At 47.6% G+C, this 3,221-nt stretch carries 2 protein-coding genes; both read left to right on the plus strand.

Translation table 11 applies throughout. The features are described from left to right. On the plus strand, positions 1-1,157 hold a 1,157-nt coding region (locus tag AC1DUA_RS30965), incomplete at its 5' end, for a four-carbon acid sugar kinase family protein (protein WP_477503398.1). Between the two features lie 46 nt (positions 1,158-1,203). Further along, complete coding sequence (locus AC1DUA_RS30970) at positions 1,204-3,126, plus strand: ABC transporter ATP-binding protein (RefSeq protein WP_477503399.1); 1,923 nt, start codon at positions 1,204-1,206, stop codon at positions 3,124-3,126. Positions 3,127-3,221 lie beyond the last annotated feature (95 nt).

Here is a 3,221-nt window from a genome sequence, read left to right on the forward strand (position 1 = left end):
ACCCCGYTCTTACTGCTCTCAAGGCATTCCAAGCGCCAATTGTACACTACAAAATATGTTCCACATTCGATTCTTCACCAATAACGGGCAGCATAGGAAAAGTAATCGACATTGGACGGCGTGTGTTTCCAGAACAACGATTCATCCCACTTTTGGCAGGTTCCCCTGTATTAAAAAGGTATACGGTGTTTGGTAACCACTTTGCCGAGAAGGGGAATGATATGCTGCGTTTGGATCGGCATCCCAACATGACACAGCACCCGGTTACGCCGATGAAGGAAGCGGATCTCCGGGTTCATTTGGCTGAGCAGACGTCTTGCTCGATTGGTCTTATGAACGTTTTGGACCTGGAGCAAAGTGAACCAGTGCTGAAAAAACGATTGCATGAAAAACTCGTTCAAGCTTCCGAAGTTTTGTTATTTGATGTGTTGACGGATGAGCATCTTACCAAAATCGGTGGTTTATTCGTGGAAGAGAGCAAGAAGGAGACGATGTTCGTGATTGGTTCTTCAGGGGTGGAGTATGCGTTAGTCTCCTATTGGCAGCAGAGAGGTACGCTTCCCGCAGCACCTGAGGGGATGAAGGCAGAGCCTGCGGACCAGCTCCTCGTTCTATCAGGCAGCTGTTCTCCAGCGACTTGTGCGCAAATTGAATGGGCAATGGCGCACGGCTATGCGGGTATTCGCGTGCCAGCGCCTCTTTTTTTCGAAGAGGATGCGGCAGCGGAAGCAGCTCAGGCTTTGCTGCTTAGCGAGGCTGAGCATTTGCTCCGTTCGGGTAAGAACGTTATTTTGTATACGGCGCTGGGACCGCATGACGAGTCGATTGAGGAGACGCAAAGTCTCTTGCGAACGCGTGGGCAGAACTTGGCGGTAACTGGTGAGCGAATTGGCGGACGATTGGGCGAACTGGCAAGAGCGCTGGTTCAGTCTACAGGAGTCGGAAGGGTTGTCTTGGCCGGCGGAGATACGTCAGGTTTTGCGGTAAAGCGAATGAATATGTACGCGTTAGAAATGATAGCGCCTGTGGTTCCCGGAGGGCCTCTGTGCCGAGCATTTTCGCAGGATGAATGGATGGATGGTTTAGAAATCGTTCTGAAAGGCGGTCAAGTTGGACCACTGGATTTCTTCGAACGGGTGCTTCACGGGTTATCTTAACTGCCGGGCAGTTGGATGATATCCACTGAAAGAAAGAAGGTTTGATATGCAGAAGGACACAAAATCCCATCTCATACGGCGTTATTTTAAATTTCTCAAACCGTACCGGTACATGATAATTACCATTGTTGGCCTCGGTATTCTGCAATTTGTTGTTCCTATGACGGTACCCTGGATGACCAAAATTCTGATTGACGAAGTCCTTCCGCTTAAAAATAGTTCATGGACATTGCCCAAGGTAATTGGGGTACTGGGAGGCGTTTACTTTTTCGGAACAGCGGTCAATTATGTGCGTCAATGGGTAATGGCCAAAATGGGAAATTCCATGGTCATCGACATCCGCTTTCAACTTTATGAACATATGCAAAAGCTATCTCAACGGTTCTATGACAGCCGACAGGTCGGAAGCATCGTCTCCAGAATTTTGAATGATGTGAATGGCGCCCAGAATCTGGTTGGAGCCGGGGTCATTAATCTGGCGATTGATTTTTTTCTGGTTCTGATCGCTGGATTTATGCTTTTTCATATGGATTGGAAACTGGCGCTGTTGTCTTTATGGCTGCTTCCCGTCTATTATTTAACGTTCACGAACATCAATGTGCATATTCGTTACGCATGGCGTTCTGTACATCGGCAGATGGAGCGAATGTCAGGCGTACTTGTCGAGCGAATTGCCGGGATGAAGGTTGTGCAGGCATTTAGCCGGGAACGCATGGAGCTGAACCGCTTCAAGAAGCAAGCTTCAGCTCATTTCGGCTATGCGATGACGGCTCAATTTTTATCCAATACGCTAGGCCGTATGAGTCAAACCTTCCAGGATTTCGGCGGACTGATTATTTGGTTCGTTGGCGGGACTATGGTCATTCGAGGGAAGATGTCGGTAGGGGAATTAATTGCCTTCCAAGCTTATTTATCCCAAATGTATGGCCCTATTCAGCGTTTTTCCGATGTGAACGTTACGATTCAAAATTCGCTTGCCAATGTGGAAAGAATTTTTGAGGTGTTCGATATTGAGCCTGAAATTCAGAATAACGACAATCCCATGCCGCTGAAAACTTGTAAAGGTGAAATTCAGTTCGACCAAGTCGGGTTCGATTATGTAATCGAAAGGCCTGAAAAGCAGCAAGCTGAAGTAGATTTGAAGGATAAAGATCTGGTCGAACGGCAAAGACCTGCCAAACGCTTTTATTGGATTCCTCCAAAAATGAGACCGGATCCGCCTCTAATGGTTCTTGAAAAAAGGGCAGCTCTGAAAGGAATAAGCTTTAAAGCCTGCAGCGGTGATGTGATCGCACTTGTTGGTCCTAGTGGCGCAGGAAAGTCTACCATTATTAATTTGTTGCTTCGCTTTTATGATCCAGATGAAGGTTCCGTATTATTAGACGGGGTTGATTTGCGAAATTATGATCTGCATGACCTGCGAAGCCACATGGCGCTTGTGCTCCAGGATAATATTCTGTTTTCGGGAACCGTGTATGAAAATATTGCCTATGGCCATCCGAAAGCTCCAAGAGAGCATATTATTGCTGCTGCACAGGCTGCGAATGCGCATGAATTCATTGAAGAGTGGGAGCTTGGCTATGAAACCATGATTGGAGAACGTGGCGTGAGGTTATCGGGAGGACAAAAACAACGTATTGCTATTGCCCGAGCGCTTCTCAAGAGTCCTCGCATCTTAATTCTGGATGAGGCGACGTCGGCGCTTGATGCAGAGTCTGAACACTTGGTCACAGAAGCGCTGGAGCGATTAATGCAAGGGCGTACGACTTTCGTTATCGCTCACCGTCTGGCGACGGTCGTCAGAGCCGATCAAATTCTTGTCATCGATCGGGGACGAATAGTTGAACGTGGCAAACATCAAGTACTGCTTGCACAGCACGGGTTATACCGTGAATTATACGAGAAGCAGCTAAAGGCGATGCGGCCGGAAGAGCTGATCGGCTTAGATGCATTGAGACACGAAGCATAGAAAGGAAACTACCAATGACTAAATTATGTAAACGTTTCCCAATCTTCATGGCTTTTGCGATCGTAGTTCTAATCAGCACGTGCATGCCGATATCC

This window comes from Paenibacillus sp. 01T422, assembly GCF_056398785.1.